At 69.4% G+C, this 17,245-nt stretch carries 17 protein-coding genes and 1 tRNA gene; 5 read left to right on the forward strand and 13 right to left on the reverse strand.

The genetic code is table 11. From position 1 onward, the window contains the following. The first annotated feature begins 102 nt into the window (after positions 1 to 102). Positions 103 to 1,650 (forward strand): ABC transporter permease, encoded by a 1,548-nt coding sequence (locus DEJ02_RS03275; protein ID WP_111031987.1) that lies wholly within the window; start codon positions 103 to 105, stop codon positions 1,648 to 1,650. A 101-nt stretch (positions 1,651 to 1,751) separates the two neighbouring features. Beyond that, entirely contained in the window at positions 1,752 to 2,429 is a 678-nt protein-coding gene (locus DEJ02_RS03280; RefSeq protein ID WP_111032115.1) for an ABC transporter ATP-binding protein, read from the forward strand. Between the two features lie 132 nt (positions 2,430 to 2,561). On the opposite strand, the gene DEJ02_RS03285 is transcribed toward DEJ02_RS03280, so the two are convergent. The 6 genes from DEJ02_RS03285 to DEJ02_RS03310 all read right to left on the reverse strand — a co-directional run bounded on the left by DEJ02_RS03285 (position 2,562) and on the right by DEJ02_RS03310 (position 9,008). Further along, complete coding sequence (locus DEJ02_RS03285) at positions 2,562 to 3,515, reverse strand: biopolymer transporter Tol (RefSeq protein ID WP_111031988.1); 954 nt, start codon at positions 3,513 to 3,515, stop codon at positions 2,562 to 2,564. Between the two features lie 137 nt (positions 3,516 to 3,652). Further along, a complete protein-coding gene (locus DEJ02_RS03290; RefSeq protein ID WP_017888647.1) occupies positions 3,653 to 4,492 on the reverse strand; it encodes a carbohydrate ABC transporter permease in 840 nt (279 codons plus the stop codon). Continuing rightward, positions 4,485 to 5,480: a carbohydrate ABC transporter permease gene (locus DEJ02_RS03295; RefSeq protein ID WP_017888646.1), complete on the reverse strand. Its 996-nt coding sequence runs from the start codon at positions 5,478 to 5,480 to the stop codon at positions 4,485 to 4,487. The genes DEJ02_RS03290 and DEJ02_RS03295 overlap by 8 nt, the downstream gene beginning before the upstream one ends. Before the next feature lie 217 nt (positions 5,481 to 5,697). Beyond that, positions 5,698 to 6,999 carry a sugar ABC transporter substrate-binding protein gene (locus DEJ02_RS03300; protein WP_111022252.1) on the reverse strand — a complete coding sequence of 434 codons (1,302 nt, stop codon included), beginning with the start codon at positions 6,997 to 6,999 and terminating at the stop codon, positions 5,698 to 5,700. Between the two features lie 114 nt (positions 7,000 to 7,113). Beyond that, the gene (locus DEJ02_RS03305; RefSeq protein WP_111031989.1) at positions 7,114 to 8,265 is read right to left on the reverse strand and encodes a Gfo/Idh/MocA family protein; all 1,152 of its coding nucleotides are present in this window, start codon (positions 8,263 to 8,265) and stop codon (positions 7,114 to 7,116) included. Beyond that, a complete protein-coding gene (locus DEJ02_RS03310; RefSeq protein ID WP_071406322.1) occupies positions 8,262 to 9,008 on the reverse strand; it encodes a sugar phosphate isomerase/epimerase in 747 nt (248 codons plus the stop codon). The genes DEJ02_RS03305 and DEJ02_RS03310 overlap by 4 nt, the downstream gene beginning before the upstream one ends. A 144-nt stretch (positions 9,009 to 9,152) precedes the next feature. On the opposite strand from DEJ02_RS03310, the gene DEJ02_RS03315 reads away from it, so the two are divergent. Both DEJ02_RS03315 and DEJ02_RS03320 read left to right on the forward strand, forming a co-directional pair. Then, positions 9,153 to 10,364, forward strand: a complete 1,212-nt coding sequence (locus DEJ02_RS03315) for an ROK family transcriptional regulator (RefSeq protein ID WP_110863395.1) — start codon at positions 9,153 to 9,155, stop codon at positions 10,362 to 10,364. Between the two features lie 67 nt (positions 10,365 to 10,431). Next, positions 10,432 to 11,115 (forward strand): YqaJ viral recombinase family protein, encoded by a 684-nt coding sequence (locus tag DEJ02_RS03320; protein ID WP_111031990.1) that lies wholly within the window; start codon positions 10,432 to 10,434, stop codon positions 11,113 to 11,115. Here DEJ02_RS03320 and DEJ02_RS03325 read toward each other — a convergent pair. The 6 genes from DEJ02_RS03325 to DEJ02_RS03350 form a co-directional block, all read right to left on the reverse strand. Continuing rightward, complete coding sequence (locus DEJ02_RS03325) at positions 11,112 to 11,720, reverse strand: Pr6Pr family membrane protein (RefSeq protein WP_071406320.1); 609 nt, start codon at positions 11,718 to 11,720, stop codon at positions 11,112 to 11,114. The two genes, DEJ02_RS03320 and DEJ02_RS03325, sit on opposite strands and share 4 nt — an antisense overlap. Positions 11,721 to 11,805: 85 nt before the next feature. After that, entirely contained in the window at positions 11,806 to 12,495 is a 690-nt protein-coding gene (gene rplA / locus DEJ02_RS03330) for a 50S ribosomal protein L1 (RefSeq protein ID WP_017888639.1), read from the reverse strand. A gap of 90 nt (positions 12,496 to 12,585) precedes the next feature. Further along, positions 12,586 to 13,017, reverse strand: coding sequence for a 50S ribosomal protein L11 (rplK, locus tag DEJ02_RS03335; protein ID WP_017888638.1), 432 nt, complete (start codon positions 13,015 to 13,017; stop codon positions 12,586 to 12,588). 158 nt (positions 13,018 to 13,175) lie between these two features. After that, positions 13,176 to 14,231: a transcription termination/antitermination protein NusG gene (nusG, locus tag DEJ02_RS03340; protein ID WP_111031991.1), complete on the reverse strand. Its 1,056-nt coding sequence runs from the start codon at positions 14,229 to 14,231 to the stop codon at positions 13,176 to 13,178. Positions 14,232 to 14,365: 134 nt separating this feature from the next. Beyond that, positions 14,366 to 14,629 (reverse strand): preprotein translocase subunit SecE, encoded by a 264-nt coding sequence (gene secE / locus DEJ02_RS03345; RefSeq protein WP_371830607.1) that lies wholly within the window; start codon positions 14,627 to 14,629, stop codon positions 14,366 to 14,368. A gap of 35 nt (positions 14,630 to 14,664) precedes the next feature. Further along, positions 14,665 to 14,737, reverse strand: a tRNA-Trp gene (locus DEJ02_RS03350). A gap of 151 nt (positions 14,738 to 14,888) precedes the next feature. Here DEJ02_RS03350 and DEJ02_RS03355 point away from each other — a divergent pair. After that, positions 14,889 to 16,115: a pyridoxal phosphate-dependent aminotransferase gene (locus DEJ02_RS03355; protein WP_111031992.1), complete on the forward strand. Its 1,227-nt coding sequence runs from the start codon at positions 14,889 to 14,891 to the stop codon at positions 16,113 to 16,115. A gap of 100 nt (positions 16,116 to 16,215) precedes the next feature. Here DEJ02_RS03355 and DEJ02_RS03360 read toward each other — a convergent pair whose 3' ends face one another. Then, positions 16,216 to 17,244 (reverse strand): UDP-N-acetylmuramate dehydrogenase, encoded by a 1,029-nt coding sequence (locus DEJ02_RS03360; protein WP_111031993.1) that lies wholly within the window; start codon positions 17,242 to 17,244, stop codon positions 16,216 to 16,218. Between the last annotated feature and the right edge of the window lies 1 nt (position 17,245).

Below are 17,245 nucleotides of genomic sequence, written 5' to 3' on the forward strand. Positions count from 1 at the left end.
CGATGGGTCGGTCATCGACAGCGTGCCTAGCTTCTCCTCCGTCGGCCCCGCCGCGTGCTCTGCGCGGCCGGTGACCCCAGCCGGCCACCACCGAGGAGAACCATGTTCCTGACCTACCTCAGGCGCGAGCTCACGAACCGCAAGAAGCAGACGGTCATCATCGCGATCGGGATGGCCCTGGCCATCGCCCTCGTGGTGATCGTGTCGTCGATCTCGGGTGGCGTGCAGGCAGCGCAGTCGAGCGTCCTGCAGTCCGTCTACGGCGTCGGCACCGACATCACCGTCACCAAGACCGCGACGGCGTCGACGAACGGCGGGCGTCCGAGCTTCGACTTCGGCAGCCAGGGCGACAGCGACGACGACAGCGGCTCGACCGACCTGTCGCAGTCGCGGCTCGCGGTCGCCCGCGGCACGAGCACCCTGAACGCCGCGAACCTGTCCACGATCACGAGCACCGACGGTGTGAAGGCCGCGACCGGTGTGTTGACCCTCGAGAACAGCACGTTCTCCGGCCAGGTCCAGCAGCAGTCGACCGACGACAGCAGCACGGACAGCAGCAGCGACTCCAGCAGCGACAGCACCACCCAGCAGGGCCCGCCGAGCGGGGACACCGGCGGTGGCGGCGGGTTCGGCGGTGGGTCGTTCAGCGTCGACTCGTTCACGGTGACCGGCATCCCGGTGTCCGGCGCGACCGTCGGTCCGCTCACGAGCACCGAGCTCACGAAGGGGCGCACCTTCGCCGCGAAGGACGCGGGCAAGGACGTCGTCGTGCTCGATGCGTCGTACGCGAAGAGCGAGTCCAAGGCGGTCGGCGACACGGTCGACATCGGCGGCACCGACTTCACCGTCATCGGCATCGTGAGTTCCACCGGCTCGGCCTCGACCACGGGCTCGAACACCTACATCCCGCTCGACACCGCGCAGGCGCTGGCGGACCTCGACGGCAAGGTCACCTCCATCTACGTGTCGGCCGAGTCCTCGTCCGACGTCAGCACGATCAAGTCCGCACTGCAGGCGAAGCTGACGAGCGCCACCGTCTCCACCGAGGCCGACCTGGCCTCGAGCGTGTCCGGGTCGCTCAGCACCGCATCGAGCCTGGTCTCGAACCTCGGCAAGTGGCTGTCGATCGTGGTGCTCGCCGCGGCGTTCCTCATCGCGATCCTCTTCACGATCTCCGGCGTGACCCGTCGCACCCGCGAGTTCGGGACCCTCAAGGCGATCGGCTGGTCGAACGGCCGCATCACCCGACAGGTGGCCGGCGAGTCCCTGGTGCAGGGCCTGATCGGCGGCGTGCTCGGCGCCGCGGCCGGCCTGATCGGCATCCTCGTCGTGAACGTCATCAGTCCGACGATCTCGGCGAGCGCCTCGAGCACGACCGGCGGGGGCGCCCGTGGCGGTGGTGGCATGCCCGGCGGCGCAGCGACCGCGGCCGCGGGCAGCGGCACGACGGGCGGTGCACCGGCCGGTGGCTTCGGCGGCGGCGCGAGCACCGCGTCGACGACCGACGTCGTCCTGCACGCCCCGGTGACCGTCGAGATCATCCTGCTGGCGATCGGCCTCGCGATCCTCGGCGGCCTCATCGCGGGCGCGCTCGGCGGCTGGCGTGCGAGCCGGCTCCGTCCGGCCGAGGCGCTCCGGAGCGTGGCCTGATGCCCGGCCGCACCGACACGACCGAACCGACGACAGGAGCAACCGTGACCAGCACCGACACCGCGACCGGCGAGGCGGAGGCGAGCCGTGCCTCCAGTCCGATGTACCGGCTGACGAACGTCAGCAAGACCTACCAGCAGAAGAACCGGACCGTCACCGCCCTGACGAACGTCCACCTGACGATCCCACAGGGGCAGCTCGTGGCCGTGCAGGGGCCGACCGGCGGCGGGAAGTCGACCCTGCTGCAGATGCTCGGAGCGCTCGACCGGCCGAGTGCCGGGTCGATCCACCTCGGTGGCGACCGCGACGTGGCGAAGCTCGGCGACGGCGCGCTGACCGACCTGCGGGCGACCGAGATCGGCTTCGTGTTCCAGAGCTTCAACCTGATCCCGACGCTGACGGCGCTCGAGAACGTCGAGACGGCGTTCGCGGGGTCGCTCGCGAACCGGTCGCGGAGCGAGGTCCGCGACCGTGCGGTCGCCGCGCTCCGCGAGGTCGGTCTGGGTGAGCGGATGGAGCACCTGCCGGCCGAGCTGTCCGGCGGTCAGCAGCAGCGCGTGGCGATCGCCCGGGCGCTGGTGAAGAACCCGAGCGTGCTGCTCGCCGACGAGCCGACGGGTGCGCTCGACGAGTCGACCCGCGACGAGATCATGGCGCTCATCGAGAAGCAGTGGCGGGAGCGCGGGCTGACCGTCGTCATCGTCACGCACGACTCGTGGGTCGCGAAGCGTGCCGAGCGGCGCCTGCACATCAAGCAGGGGCAGGTGCGCGAGGTCTAGCGGGGCGGGCGGGTGCGCGGGGAGGCGCCGGGCGTCCGCCCGCGTTTCGCGCTGAGCGACAGTCCACGCCCGCAGGAGCGCGTGGACTGTCGCTCAGCGCGTGAAGACGCCGCCGACCCGCCGCCGCTGCCGCTACCCCGCCACCGGGTAGTCGCAGTACGCGAACCACGTCGAGTCCGGGGCCCACGGCGGCACGTTGACCGTCCCCTGGCCGCCGTCGAGTGCCACCAGGGTCTCCGGCTGGACCGCGATCCTAGCGCCGCGGACGAGCGACCCCGGCAGCAGCCGGAGCTCGACGCGGTGGTCGGCCGGGTGGCCCTGCACGCCAGGTTCGTAGGACAGGTAGAGCAGGTGTGCGGCATCCGGGGACAGGTGCGGGAACCAGTTCACCCGGTCGTCGTTCGTCAGGCGGACGGGGCTGTCGTGCCCGGGCCAGCGCACGGCCAGCTGCGCGGTGCCGGGGGTGAACCGCTCCGTGTTCCAGAGCAGGATCCCGCCGGCCGGACTGATGGTGCAGCCGTCGTCGGGGTGCTCGTCCCGCGTGACGAACGTCGGCTCACCGGTCTCCGGGTCGACCATCGCGACGTCGGTCGTCCAGACGCCGTCCTCGGACAGCTCCCCCACGATCGCGGCGAGGGCGCTGCCGTCGGGGGCGATGCCGTGCAGGTAGAACTTCCGCTTGGTGGGCAGGGCGGACGCGACGTCGGTGATCCGGGTCGCGGGGCCGCCCTCGGGCAGCGGAACGCGGTACAGCTCGCCGTCGCGGGCGCTCACCACGATGGAGCTGCCGGACGGGTCGAGCACGTGGTCGTTGTTGATCTCGTCGACGCCGTCCATCGGCACCGGCACGAGCGCCGTCTCGTCGAGTACGGTGCCGGTGCCGCTGTCGCCCGACGGCAGCCGCAGCAGCCAGAGGTCGCCGTCGCCGTTGAGCACCAGGGTCTCGGCGTCCAGGACGTTCGGCGCCTCGACGAGCACCGTGGCCGACTCGAACACGAGCCGCGAGGTGCGGGACTCGATGTCGTACACGTGCACGCGGCTGGTCTGTCCGGGCAGCAGCTGCCGCCCGCGGGTCTCGTCGCTCATGGTCCCATCCTGTCGGTCGTCGGGTGGTCGGGTCGTCGGGGTCGGTGGGGAACAGCAGAACACCGGTGTCCACGCTGCGCACCGCGTCATGCGGGGGCGTCGAGCGTGAACACCGGTGTCGTGCGGAAGGGCTCCGCCTACTTCACGGCACCGGCGGTCAGGCCGGCGACGAACTGGCGCTGGACCACGAGGAACGCGGCCACGACCGGGATCGACACGACGAGCGACGCCGCCATGACCTGGTTCCAGTACACGTTCGTCTGCGTCGAGTACTGCTGCAGACCGACCGCCAGGGTCGAACCGAGGCCGTTCGTCATCACCGAGGCGAAGAGGACCTCACCCCAGGCCGTCATGAACGAGTAGATCCCGACCGCCACCAGACCCGGACGGGCCGACGGCAGGATGACCCGGAACAGCGCACCCATCGGGCCCGAACCGTCGACCATCGCGGCCTCGTCGAGTTCGCGCGGGATGGTCTCGAAGTACCCGGCGAGCATCCAGATCGAGAACGGGAGCGTGAACGTCAGGTACGTGATGATCAGACCGAGCCACGACCCGACGAGCTGGATGCCCAGGGTGTTGCCGAGGTTCGTGAAGATCAGGAACAGCGGCAGCAGGAACAGCACGCCGGGGAACATCTGCGTCGAGAGCACCGCGGTGGTGAAGGTGCTCTTGCCCTTGAAGTTCCAGCGCGAGACACCGTAGGCGGCGAACGTCGCGATGATCAGCGAGAACACCGTCGCCACCGTGCAGACCACGAGCGAGTTGATGAAGTACCGACCGAGCGGCACCGTCGACCACATGTCGATGAACGGCTGGAAGGTGATCCGCGACGGGATCCACGTGAAGTTGTCCTGCACGTCGCCGAGGGGCTTGATGGCCGTGGTGATCATCACGTAGAGCGGCACGACCGTGAACAGTGTCAGGACGACCAGGGTGATGATCTTGAAGGACTTGGCGCCAGTTGTCTCACGCACGGACGGACCTCCGGTTGGTCACGGCGAGGTAGATGCCGGTGACGACGAGCAGGAAGAGCAGGAGCAGGACGCTCATCGCGGCACCGGAACCGAAGTTCCAGGTGATGAACGACGCGTTGTAGATGTGGAAGCTCAGCAGGTCCGCGGCGGGTGGCTGCGCGGTCGAGCCGAACAGCACGAACGGCGTGTTGAAGTCGTTGAACGTCCACAGGAACATCACGAGCACGAGCGTCACGTTGACGGGGCGGACCATCGGCAGCGTGATCGAGCGCCACTGGCGGAACGGCTTGGCACCGTCGACCGAGGCAGCCTCGTACACGTCGTTCGGGACGGACTGCAGGCCGGCCATGAGCATCAGGAACGCGAACGGCCAGGTCTTCCAGATCGCCACGACGACGACGGCCACGAAGGCGTTGTTGCCGATGAGCCAGAACGGGGCGTTGCCGCCGAACAGCCCGAGTTGGTCGACGAGCAGGTGGTTCAGGGCCCCCGAGTCACGCTGGAACATGAACTTCCAGGTGATGACGCCGGCGTACATCGGCAGCGCGTAGGGCACGAGGAACAGGGTGCGGAAGAGCCCGCGTCCGGCGAACGGCTTCTGCAGCGCGACGGCTGCGGCCATGCCGAAGGTCCAGGAGAGCCCGACCACGAGGACCGTGAAGGCACACGTGATGAGGAACGAATTGAGGACTCCGCGGCCGATCGCCTGGTCGAAGTCGACGACGACCTGGTAGTTCCGGAACCCGGCGAAGGGCGCGGCACCCCAGTTCGCGATGAAGTACTTGGTGAGCTGGATGAACGAGATCCAGATGCCGGTGAGCATCGGGACGATGTGGATGAGCAGCTCGAACAGGATGGCCGGCGCGACGAGCGCGTAGGGCAGCCAGTGGGTCTTGCGCTTGCGACCTGGCGGACGGCCCGACATCGTCGGGGCCTTCGTGTGCGTCAGGTCGATGCGCTCCGAGTCGGGCAGGACCGTCGTGGACATCTGGTGGGGCCTTTCGGCAGGAGGGGCGTGCAGGTGCGGTCCGCGCGGCCGTGGCAGCGGCCGGGAGGCGCGGGGTGCGTGGGGCGTGCGCCTCACGGCCGACGCGTGGTCGGCTCCGGGGCGTCCGCCTCACGGCCGACGTGTGGTCGGCCCTGGAACGTCAGGGGCTGAAGGCCCGGGCGCGTCCGTCGGACGCGACCCGGGCCTCCAGGGTGGATCAACCGGCGGCCTGGGACACCTGGTCCTGGGCGGTCTGCAGGGCCGACTTGATGTCGGCCTCGGAGACCTTGGAACCGGTCGCGATCTTGGCGAACATGTCGTTCATCGCCTTGCCGACCGTGGACTCGAACTGGTCCTCGGCGGGCACCAGCGGGAGCGGCTTCGCCTTGTTGTTGTAGATGTCGAGGAACGTCTTCGTCTGCTCGTCCGTGACGGAGTCAGCAGCCTCGGCGAGCACCGGCAGGGCCGAGTACGGCTTGTCCAGCGTCGTCTGCGTGTCCATGCTCGTCATGTACTTGACGAACTTGAGCGCGCCGTCCTTGTTCTTCGTGTTCTTGAACACCGACAGGTTGATGCCGGCCGGGAACGAGGCGATCTGCTCGCCACCGCTCGGGGCGGGCAGCGCCACGACGCCGTACTCGGACGACTTCATGCCGAGCGATTCGATGGTCGCGTTCGCGTTGTTCTGGTTGAGGATGAACGCGGCCTTCTTCTTCGCGAAGTCCGTGGTCGACTGCGTCGCGTTGTCGTACTGCGCGTTCGACGGGTTGGCGACCTTCGAGTCCTGCATCAGGTCGAGGTAGCGCTTGATGCCGTCGACGTTGGCCTTCGAGGTGAAGGTCGGCTTGCCGTCCTTGTCGAACCACTCGCCACCGTTCTGCGCCGAGTTGATGAACGCGAAGTGCGAGTTCTCGGTGTACGAACCGCCCGCGAGGCTGAAGCCGTAGGTGTCACCCTTGGTCAGCTTCTCGGCGTCGGAGACCATCTCCTCCCACGTGGTGGGCGGGGTGATGCCGGCGTCCGACAGCATCTTCTTGTTGTAGTACAGGCCGTAGGCGAGGCCGTAGAGCGGGACGCTCGTGACCGTCTTGTCGGGCGCGCCACCGGTGGACAGGGCGACCTTGCCGAACTTGTCCTCGCCGCCGATCGCCTTCATCTCGGCGTCACCGAACTCCTGGAAGGCGCCGGTGGCCTGGAGCGAGGTCGCCCAGGTGTTGCCGATGTTGACGACGTCCGGGCCCTGGCCCGAGGTGACGGCGGTCTGGATCTTGTTCTGCAGGTCGTTCCAGCCGATGACCTGGAGGTCGACCTTGATCCCGGTCTCCTTGGTGAACTTCTTGAGGACGGGGGTCAGCACCTCCTTGTCGTTCTGGAGGGACGTGCCCTGGTTGGACGCCCAGTAGGTGAGCGTCTTGGAGTCGCCGGAGTCGCCGGACGATCCGGAGGAGCAGGCTGCGAGGCCGGACACGGTGAGTGCGGCGGCCGCGGTGATGGCCAGTGCGCGGATGGCAGTGCGCATGACTCTCTACTTTCTCGTCGTTGAGATGGTGCAGGGGATGGTGCAGAGGTGGAGCTGGTGCTGCGGATGGTGCTGGTCGGGTGCTGCTGTGGGTTGCGGGCAGCGCCCCGGCGGTCAGGCCAGGGTGCGTTCCGCGGGGTCCCAGCCCTCGGGGAGGGTCGGGGAGGGCGACACGGTGCTCTCGACGAGCACCGCCTCGCCACGTTCTGCCGCCTCGGCGATGGAGACCATCACGTCGAGGACGTGGAAGGCGAGCGCACCGGGGACGCGGTTCTCGTCGCCGGCCCGCAGCGAGCGGGCCAGGTCGACCACGCCGGTGCCACGCGAGTAGGTGGAGCCGACCGCGGGGATCGTCTCGGGCTCCTCGGAACCGAGGGCGTACAGCTCGGTGTCGCCGTCGAAGTTGTTCGGGTCGGGGAACACGACGGTGCCGGTCTCCCCCGCGATCTCGACGAAGCCGGTGCGGCCGCGGTCGGACTCGAACGAGAACACACTCTGCGCACTCCCGCCGTTCTCGAACTCGATCAGCGCGGAGTGGTTCGTCGGGACGTCCACCGGGAACTCGGTGCCGGCCTTCGGTCCGGAACCGATGGTGCGGGTGGCGCGGGACTTCGACGCGGTGGCCGTGACCTTCTTCACCGGTCCGAACGTCTGGACGAGGGTGGTGATGTAGTACGGGCCGATGTCGAACAGCGGACCGGCACCGTACGCGAAGAGGAACTCGGGGCTCGGGTGCCACGACTCGGGCCCGGGGCTCTGGAAGAGCGTCAGGCCGTTCAGCGGCGTGCCGATGCGGCCGTCGCGGATGGTGCGGAGCGCGGTCTGCAGGCCGGCGCCGAGGAACGTGTCCGGGGCGACGCTGACGGTCTTGCCCGCGGCGGCCGCGGCGTCGCGGAGCTCCGCGGCGCTGGCACGGTCGAGGGCGTAGGGCTTCTCGCCCCAGACGTGCTTGCCGGCGGCCAGGGCCTGCAGCGCGACCTCGACGTGGGCGGCCGGGATCGTCAGGTTCACGACGATCTCGATGTCGTCGTCGGCCAGGAGCTCCTCGACGGTGCCCGATCCGGGGACACCCCACTTCTCGGCCTGGGCGGCGGCGCGCCGCAGGTCGATGTCGGCGATGAAGCGGACGGTCACGTCGGGGAAGACGGTGAGGTTCGACAGGTACTGGTCCGAGATGACCCCGGCGCCGATGACACCGACGCCGACCGGGCCGGTGCGGGTGGTGCTGTCGGTCGCCGTTGCAGCAGCGGTCGTGGTGTCGGTCATGCGCGGGCCCCCTCGAGGAACGTGTAGGAGTCGGCGACGGCCTGGAAGACGTCACCCTCGTGGTCGTCGAGCTCGACGACGTGCAGTGCGTCGGGCGCCGCGGCGATGATGTCGCGGATCGGCATGATGCCGTTGCCGACGGCGACCTGCTGCTTGTCGTCGTGCGAGCCGTCGCCGTCCTTGACGTGCAGGAACTGGACCTTGTCGCCGTACTTGCCGATGACCGCGACCGGGTCGTCCCCGCCGACCTGCACCCAGTAGGTGTCGAGCTCGAGCACGACGTCGTCGGACAGGGCGTCGGCGAAGACCTCGTAGGCGCTGACGCCGTCGATGCGGTTCGAGAATTCGAACGCGTGGTTGTGGTAGCCGAGCACCAGACCGTGGTCGGCGGCGCGCGGGGCGAGGGCGCTGAGTTCGCGGGCGATCGCCTCGACGTCCTCGCGGGTGGTCCAGCGGGACTCGTCGATGTGCGGGTCGATGAGGGTCCCGAAGCCGAGGGTGGTGGAGGCGTGGAAGATGCGCTCGAGGTCCTGCTCGCCGGCGTCCAGCAGACGGGCGTGGCCGCTCGGGGCGGCGAGGCCGGCGTCGCGGAGGGCGGCGGCGAGTTCGTCGGCGTTGTCGACGAAGCCGAAGGCCTCGACGTTCGTGTAGCCGATGTCGGCGATGCGCTGCAGGGTGCCGGGCAGATCGGCACTGAGGGCATCGCGGACCGTGTAGAGCTGGACCGAGAGCGGTTGGGTCACCAGGGGTTCTCCTCGTCGAGATGGTGCGGTCGTCACTGACCGATCGTCACACTACGAGCACTTTTGTCGGCGGTCAAGCAGAAGTCCGAGGAATGTCGACGGACTTCATTGCGTGGCGCGAACGATGTGTGCTTCACTCCCCACATGGTCGACTTGAACCGGACGGCAGCGTCGCCTCCGGTCGGGACGAGCGAGCTCTTCCAGATCCTCCGCGACGGCGTGCCGCGCACCAGGGCCGAGCTCGCCGCACTGACAGGACTCGCACGCTCCACCATCGGCGTGCGCCTCGACTCCCTGATCGACATCGGGCTGGTCGGCGCCGTGGACACCGCCGTCTCCACCGGCGGCCGTCCGCCAGCACAGGTGGCGCTGAAGCCCCGCGCCCGGCTCGTGATCGCCGCCGACCTCGGCGCCTCGCACGGTCGCGTCGCCGTCACCGACCTGGTCGCGGCACCACTCGCCACCCGCGAGGCCCGGATCGACATCGCCGCCGGTCCGGTACCGACGCTGTCCTGGCTCGTCGAGACGATCGACGACCTGCTCGCCGAGGTCGGGCGCAGTCGGCAGGACGTCATCGCGATCGGCATCGGCGTCCCCGGACCGGTCGAGTTCTCCACCGGCCGCCCGGCCAACCCGCCGATCATGCCCGGCTGGGACGGCTTCGACGTGCCCTCGTGGCTCCGTCAGCACATCGCCGCCCACGTCCTGCTCGACAACGACGTCAACATCGCGGCCCTCGGGGAGCGCGAGCACGGCTGGCCGGACGTCGACCACCTGCTGTTCGTGAAGGTCGCCACCGGCATCGGGTCCGGCATCGTCTCCGAGGGCCGGCTGCAGCGCGGCGCCCAGGGCACCGCGGGGGACATCGGCCACGTGCGGGTCTCCCGCGCCGGCGACGTCCCCTGCCACTGCGGCAACACCGGCTGCCTGGAGGCCGTGGCCTCCGGTCCGGCGATCGCCCGCGCCCTCCGCGCGAAGGGGCACGACGTGCACACGGGTGCGGACGTGATCGACCTGGTGAACCGGTCCGACCTCGACGCGATCTACGCCGTGCGACAGGCCGGTCGGGACATCGGCGAGGTCCTGGCGACCTGCATCTCGCTCATCAACCCGTCCGTCATCGCACTCGGCGGATCGATCACGCAGGCCGGTGAGCACCTGCTCGCCGGCGTCCGCGAGGTCGTCTACTCCCGCTCGATGCCCCTGGCGAGTGAGCACCTCGTCATCGTGCAGTCCCGCGCCGGGTCCCTCGCCGCGCTGCAGGGGGCTGCGGCCCTCGCCATCGGCTACGCCCTCTCCCCCGCCGGGGTCGACGAGCTGGTCGCCTTCGCCGAGGGGCGCGAACTGGTCTCCTGACGCACACCCGCGGTCGCGTGAGCGCGTCGGTTTCGGTCTTGCCGGTGGTCGGGGGGACAATCGTCGGGTGACGATCGTGCAGCCCACCCTGTGGGGCGACCTGGACCCCGGTCTGGAGGCGCATCCCGCCCCCGGTACGCCGGTCCCGGCTGCGCGTGATGCGTTCACCGCCCTGCGCGGCCACACCGAGCGCATCGTCGCGCACTCCTCGGACCGCGTCGCCTGGCTCCGCGCCCGCGCCATGGGCATCACCGCCACCGACGTCGCCCGGCTCGCCTCACTGCACGCCGTCGAGGCCGTCGTCACCGAGAAGCGCTACGGCTCCCGGTTCTCCGGCAACGCGTTCACCGAGCACGGCAAGGACCGCGAACCGGTCATCGCCGCCTGGGTGGCCGCCACCCACGGCATCCAGCCCTCGGCGCACCTGTTCCACGCCGCTGCGAACCGCGCCCACCTCGCCACCCCGGACGGTGTCGGGGTCGACGAGTCGTCCCGCGTGGTGCTCGCCGAGATCAAGACCACCGGCAAGGCGTGGCGGAGCATCCCCCGGCACTACCTGCGGCAGATCTGGTGGCAGCAGTACGTGCTCGGTGCCGACCGCACCCTGTTCGTCTGGGAACGCCACGACGGGTTCGTGCCGGTCGCCGACGAACCCGAGTGCCGCTGGGTCGACCGCGACGACGACCAGATCCGCGGGCTGGTGCAGCTCGCCGACCTGGTGCTCGACAAGCTCCGCGGCTTCCGCTCCTAGACCTTCACCAGCCGCAGCCGACTCATCCCGACGACGAGGATGCCGAGCAGCGTGATCGAGACCGCGATCCCGACCACGTAGATCGCGACGACGCCGTAGCCCTGCGCCGGATCGAGGAACGGGTACGGCACCCACCCGTCGGTCGCGCCGCGGACGAGCACCACGGTGGTCCAGACCGCCGGGTAGAGCAGGAACCACCACACGTGGCGGAGCAGCAGCCGTGCGCGGTCCGAGAACAGCAGCCAGTCGAGCACCGCGTACACCGGGATGATCTTGTGCACGATGTCGTTCGACCACGGCACCGAGGCCGACACGTTCGCGCCCGTGAGCAGCGTGTTGTAGACGATGCCGGTCGTTGCGATGTACACCGTCGCGGCGCCACGGAGCACCGAGACGGCGAGGTCCGCCCGCTTGCGACGGGCTGCGGCGACGAGCGTCACCGCGAGGGCCACGGCGATGATCAGGTTCGACTGGATGGTGAAGTAGCCGAAGAAGTTCCAGAACGAGTAGGTCGGGGTCTGCGAGCTCTCGAGCCACTGCGCCACGACCGCGACGACGATGGCGATGACGGCGATCAGTCGGAGCGAGTTCACGAGGGTGCGCACGGCTCCACGCTATCGGGACACGCGCCCCACATGCGGAAAGGACCCGCACCGTCGCCGGTGCGGGTCCTTTCACGAGTCAGTGGACTCAGATGCTGTTGACGTCCAGCGGGATGCCGGGGCCGAAGGTCGTCGAGACGGCGCCCTTCATGACGTAACGGCCCTTCGAGGACGACGGCTTGAGGCGGTTGATCTCCTCGAGCGCGGTCGAGATGTTCTCGTCGAGCTGCTCCGGCGTGAACGAGGCCTTGCCGACGACGAAGTGCACGTTGGCGTGCTTGTCGACGCGGAACTCGATCTTGCCGCCCTTGATGTCGTTGACGGCCTGCGCCACGTTCGGGGTCACGGTGCCGGTCTTCGGGTTCGGCATGAGGCCACGCGGGCCGAGCACCTTACCGAGACGACCGACCTTGCCCATGAGCTCCGGGGTCGAGACGGCGGAGTCGAACGAGGTGTAGCCCTCGGCGACCTTCGCGATGAGCTCGTCGCCACCGACCTCGTCGGCACCGGCGGCGATGGCGGCCTCAGCAGCCGCACCCGTCGCGAAGACGATGACGCGGGCGGTCTTGCCCGTGCCGTGCGGCAGGATGACCGTGCCGCGGACCATCTGGTCGGCCTTGCGGGGGTCCACGCCGAGCTTCAGCGCGACCTCGACCGTGGAGTCGGTCTTCGAGGAACCGGTCTCCTTGGCCAGGGCGACGGCCTCGGTCGGGGTGTAGAACTTGTCGGCCTCGATCTTCGCGGCCGCGGCCTGGTAGGCCTTGGACTTCTTCGCCATGGTGGTCTCCTTGCGAGATACGTGGTTGGCGAGCCGGCGAGGCTCTCCCACGGAAAGGTGTCTGGTGGTGGGCCGGAGCCCGATCGGTGCTTAGGCCTCGACCGTGATGCCCATCGAGCGTGCGGTGCCGGCGATGATCTTCGCGGCCTGCTCGATGTCGTTGGCGTTCAGGTCGGCCTGCTTGGTCTCGGCGATCTGACGGACCTGGTCCATCGAGATCTTCGCGACCTTGACCGTGTGCGGGGTCGAGGACCCCTTCTGCACACCAGCAGCCTTCTTGATGAGCTCGGCGGCCGGCGGGGTCTTCAGGACGAACGTGAACGAACGGTCCTCGTAGACGGTGATCTCGACCGGCACGACGTTGCCACGCTGCGACTCGGTCGCCGCGTTGTACGCCTTGCAGAACTCCATGATGTTGACGCCGTGCTGACCGAGCGCCGGACCGATCGGGGGGGCCGGGTTGGCGGCTCCCGCGTTGATCTGCAGCTTGATCAGGCCCGTGACCTTCTTCTTCGGTGCCATGACTTGTCTTCCTCCTGGAATCGAACACACGGGGATCCGTGCACTCTCCCGCTGGTCCGGCCGTTCCGGACAGCGGTGAAGGCCCGCTCGCACGAGGCGCGCGGGCCCAAACCCGTTCAGTGTAGTCGATCTCGGTGATCGCTACAGCTGGGTGGTCGTTAGAGCTTGGTGACCTGGTCGAAGCTGAGCTCGACCGGGGTCTCGCGCTCGAACAGCGAGACGAGGACCGTGAGCTTGCCGCTCTCCGGCTTGATCTCGGAGATCGAACCCGGCAGGCCCGCGAACGAGCCTTCCTTGATGGTGATCGTCTCGCCGATCTCGAAGTCGACCTCGGCTGCGGGCTGTGCCTGCAGGCCGCTGCCCTTCGCGCCGCCCTTGGTCGGGGCAGCCTCGGCGACCTGGACCAGGGACTTGAGCATGCCGAACGCCTCGTCGAAACGGAGCGGCGTCGGGTTGTGCGCGTTGCCGACGAAGCCGGTGACGCCCGGGGTGTGCCGGACGACGGACCACGAGTCCTCGTTGAGGTCCATGCGGACGAGCACGTACGAGGGGATCCGGACGCGGGTGACCAGCTTGCGCTGCCCGTTCTTGATCTCGACGACGTCCTCCATCGGGACCTCGACCTGGTAGATGTAGTCCTCCATCGACATCGAGACCATGCGGTTCTCGATGTTCGACTTCACGCGGCGCTCGAAGCCCGCGTAGGAGTGGATGACGTACCACTTGCCCGGCTTCATCCGCAGCTCGGCCTTGAAGGCCTCGTACGGGTCGACCTCGGCGGGCTCCTCGTCCTCGTCCTCGTCCTCGGCGTCGAGTGCCTCGTCCGCTGCGAGCGTCTCGTTCGCCTCGGCGGCGGTCTCGGACTCGAGTTCGACTTCTTCCTCGTCCTCGACTGCCTCGACGGCGGCCTCGGCCTCGTCGGTGGAGTCGATCTCGAGGGCGTCGTCCACGACGGCGTCAGCCTCGGGGTCGCGGGCTTCCTGCAGGGCCGTCAGTGCTTCGTCGAGGCCGGCGTCGACGGTGCCGTCGTCGGGCTCGGAGCTGAGGCCGAGGGACTCGTCGTCGTCGCCCTCGATCGAGATCGCACGCTCTTCAGCGGACTCGACGGAGCGTCCTTCGCCGGTCTCGACGTCGCCTTCCTGGTTCTCCTCGACCTCGGAGGACTGCTCGGCAGCCGTCGCGAGGTCGATGTCATCGCGGGAGTTGTCAGACACAGTCGATTCTTTCCGTTCGGTGGTTCGGGTCGGGGTGGCGTTCGTTCATGGTCACGAGCGACGCCGTCACGATCGACGCCGTCTCGGGCGACCGTACTCCTCGGAACGACCGCACACGGCAGTCGACGTCGGGGTCAGGCCGTGGGCCCGTTGCCGAAGACGTACCCGACGCCGAGACCGAACACGAAGTCGAGGATCGACACCAGGATCATCATGACGACGACGAACACGAGCACGACGCCCGTGTAGCTGAAGAGTTCCTTGCGGGTCGGCGTCACGACCTTGCGCAGTTCGCCGATCACCTGGCGGATGAAGAGCACGATGGCAGCGATGGGCCCGCGGCGCTCGGCCCGGTCCTGCTTCGCCTTGGCGACGACGTCGTCCGCCGTCGTCTCCATGTCTTTGCTCGCCAACTTCTACCCTTCCAGAGTTGCAGGGCGGACAGGACTCGAACCTGCAACCTGCGGTTTTGGAGACCGCTGCTCTACCAATTGAGCCACCGCCCTTCGGACACGGTTCGTCACCGATCCGCGTTCCGGTGGACGAGTCTACGGGAGTCCGTCACACGGTGTCCACTTGGCCCCTTCCACGGCGTGCCGCGCCGGTAGGCTGGGCCCCGTGAGCACCGCAGCCCCAGGCCCCGAGTCCACCGCCCACGTGTCCGTCGACACCCTCGCCACCGCGCCGGCCGATCGTCCGCGCATCGCGTCCCGCATCGCGGCCATCGCCGAGTCCGCGACGCTCAAGGTCGACGCGAAGGCCAAGGCACTCAAGGCCGCAGGCCGTCCGGTGATCTCGTTCGCCGCCGGCGAGCCCGACTTCGCGACCCCGCAGCACGTGGTCGACGCGGCCGTCGCTGCCGCGCAAGACCCGAAGAACCACCGCTACACGCCCGCGACCGGCCTGCCCGAACTCAAGCAGGCCATCGCCGACAAGACCGCCCGGGTGTCCGGCGTCACCGTCGAGCCGTCGCAGGTCATCGTCACGAACGGTGGCAAGCAGGCGGTCTACCAGGCGTTCCAGACCATCGTCGACGCCGGTGACGAGGTCCTGCTGCCCGCGCCCTACTGGACCACCTACCCCGAGGCCATCCGGTTGGCCGGCGGCGAGCCCGTCGAGGTCTTCGCCGGCAGCGACCAGGACTACCTGGTGACGGTCGAGCAGCTCGAGGCCGCCCGCACCCCGGCGACCAAGGCGCTGCTGTTCTGCTCGCCGTCGAACCCCACGGGCGCCGTCTACTCCGCCGAGCAGACCCGGGCCATCGGCGAGTGGGCGCTCGAGCACGGCATCTGGGTGATCAGCGACGAGATCTACCAGGACCTGGTCTACGACGGGGTCCGGTTCGCCGGCATCCTGGCCGAGGTCCCTGCCCTCGCCGACACCACGATCCTGGTGAACGGCGTCGCGAAGACCTACGCGATGACCGGCTGGCGCGTCGGGTGGTTCGTCGGCCCGACCGACGCCGTCAAGGCCGCGTCGAACCTGCAGTCGCACCTGTCGTCGAACGTCTCGAACGTGTCGCAGCGCGCCGCGATCGCTGCCCTCACCGGTCCGCAGGAGCCCGTCGCCGCCATGCGCGAGGCCTTCGACCGCCGACGGAAGGCCATCGTGGACGGCCTCAACGCGATCCCGGGCTTCCGCACGCCGACCCCGCAGGGCGCCTTCTACGTCTACCCGGACGTCACCGCACTGCTCGGTCGCGAGTGGGCCGGCACCACCCCGACGACCACGCTCGAACTGGCCGACCTGATCCTCGAGCACGCCGAGGTCGCGGTCGTGCCGGGTGAGGCCTTCGGTCCCTCCGGCTACCTGCGCCTGTCGTACGCCCTGGGCGACGACGACATCGCCGAGGGCGTCGCCCGGCTCGCGGCGTTCTTCGCGTAGAGCTCGGGAGTGCAGAACGGGCCACCTCGTCGAGGTGGCCCGTTCTGCGTGCCGGGAGGCCCGTGGTGCGTCGTGCTCGTCCGTCCCGTCGCGCGGACGATCAGCCGAGCAGGTCCCCCACCACGACGGGTTCCGGGACGAGCGAGACACCGAAGCGGTTCAGGACGGTCACCTGCACGAACCGTGCGAGCTCGGCCACCTGCGCCGCCGTCGCCCCGCCGCGGTTCGTGAGCGCGAGGGTGTGCTTGGACGAGATCGCAGCGCGGGAGCCCGGCACCGCGTACCCGCGGTGCACGCCGGCGTGCTCGATGAGCCACGCGGCACTGAGCTTGACGTCGTCGCCCGCGGGCCACCGGGGCGCATCCGCCGGCAGGGTCTCGGCGAACGCCGGCGAGACGATCGGGTTCGTGAAGAACGACCCGGCGCTCCAGGTGTCGTGGTCGTCCCCGTCGAGCACCATGCCCTTCGAGCCGCGCAGCCGCAGGACCTCGTCGCGGACGGTCGTGGGCGGCACGAGCGCACCGAGCTCGACCCCGAGCGAACCGGCGAGCTGCGCGTACCGCACGGGCACACCGCGCTCCCCCGCGAGCCCGAGTCGGAACTCGACCGTCAGCACGACTCCGCGCCGACCGTGCTTGAGGGTCGACGTTCGGTAGCCGAGCGCCAGCTCGGCTGCGGGGAGCCACGCGCGCTCCCCCGTGGCCGCATCGAGGAACTCGACGCGGGTGAGCACGTCGGCGAGCTCGACCCCGTAGGCGCCGATGTTCTGCACCGGGGACGCACCGACGGTGCCCGGGATGCCGCTGAGGGCCTCCAGGCCGGTCCAGCCGTTCGCGACGGTCGTGGCGACGAACGGGTCCCACGGTTCCCCCGCGGCGACGCGGACGGTGACGCCGTCGGCGTCGCGGTCGGCGCGGACGCCCGTCGTCCGGACCAGCACGACGGTGCCGTCGAAGCCCTGGTCGGCGACCAGCAGGTTGCTGCCGCCGCCGAGGACGAGCCACTCGTGGTCGTCGAAGGCGTCGAGCGCGTGGGCGACGAGCTCGTCGGTCGTCTCGGCCGTGAGCAGCCGGGTGGCGGCCCCGCCGACGCGGAGCGTCGTCAGGTCGGCCAGCACCGGCTCGGACACG

Source organism: Curtobacterium sp. MCLR17_042 (assembly GCF_003234695.1).
Classification (GTDB): domain Bacteria; phylum Actinomycetota; class Actinomycetes; order Actinomycetales; family Microbacteriaceae; genus Curtobacterium; species Curtobacterium flaccumfaciens.

What these genes read in the sequence shown, in the direction of transcription:
- DEJ02_RS03275 (WP_111031987.1), top strand. Translation starts at nt 103, where the DNA reads ATGTTCCTGACCTACCTCAGGCGCGAGCTCACGAACCGCAAGAAGCAG.
- DEJ02_RS03280 (WP_111032115.1), top strand. Translation starts at nt 1,752, where the DNA reads ATGTACCGGCTGACGAACGTCAGCAAGACCTACCAGCAGAAGAACCGG.
- DEJ02_RS03285 (WP_111031988.1), bottom strand. Translation starts at nt 3,515, where the DNA reads ATGAGCGACGAGACCCGCGGGCGGCAGCTGCTGCCCGGACAGACCAGC.
- DEJ02_RS03295 (WP_017888646.1), bottom strand. Translation starts at nt 5,480, where the DNA reads ATGTCCACGACGGTCCTGCCCGACTCGGAGCGCATCGACCTGACGCAC.
- DEJ02_RS03300 (WP_111022252.1), bottom strand. Translation starts at nt 6,999, where the DNA reads ATGCGCACTGCCATCCGCGCACTGGCCATCACCGCGGCCGCCGCACTC.
- DEJ02_RS03305 (WP_111031989.1), bottom strand. Translation starts at nt 8,265, where the DNA reads ATGACCGACACCACGACCGCTGCTGCAACGGCGACCGACAGCACCACC.
- DEJ02_RS03315 (WP_110863395.1), top strand. Translation starts at nt 9,153, where the DNA reads ATGGTCGACTTGAACCGGACGGCAGCGTCGCCTCCGGTCGGGACGAGC.
- rplA (WP_017888639.1), bottom strand. Translation starts at nt 12,495, where the DNA reads ATGGCGAAGAAGTCCAAGGCCTACCAGGCCGCGGCCGCGAAGATCGAG.
- rplK (WP_017888638.1), bottom strand. Translation starts at nt 13,017, where the DNA reads ATGGCACCGAAGAAGAAGGTCACGGGCCTGATCAAGCTGCAGATCAAC.
- secE (WP_371830607.1), bottom strand. Translation starts at nt 14,629, where the DNA reads ATGGAGACGACGGCGGACGACGTCGTCGCCAAGGCGAAGCAGGACCGG.